Annotated in this window: 1 protein-coding gene; it reads left to right on the forward strand. The window is 30.4% G+C overall.

Annotation, left to right across the window (positions count from 1 at the left end):
• On the forward strand, positions 1 to 448 hold a 448-nt coding region (locus ACF91D_RS31940), incomplete at both ends, for an aminotransferase class I/II-fold pyridoxal phosphate-dependent enzyme (RefSeq protein WP_392438728.1).

Genomic DNA, 448 nt, shown 5'->3' on the forward strand with positions numbered 1-448 from the left:
CCTCTGGAGCACTACATGCCATTCAATTATTAACAACAGGATTTCTAAGCCAAAACGCTACAATATTTTTTAATACACCGTCTTATATTGAGTCGACGCATGTATTTGATAGTTTCAATATGAAAAAAGTAAGGATTCCATATAATAATTTATATGATTTTAAAAATATTATCGAAAACTATTCATTTACAACTGAGGGTGCACTTTATATTGAACCTACGTTTAATAATCCAACCGGAGCGTATTTGCCGATAGAAACCCAAAAAGATATAATAAAATACTGCCAAATTCATAATATACCTGTGATAGAAGATGACATATATAGAGATTTATATTTCACAACAAGTCCTATACCATCTATGAAGTCTCTAGATAAAAATGGCAATATAATTCATATTAGTAGTTTTTCAAAATCTGTTGCTCCTGCACTTCGTATTGGATGGATAGT

It is taken from the genome of Staphylococcus sp. 231237_7MaSpsaltlick, assembly GCF_043107035.1.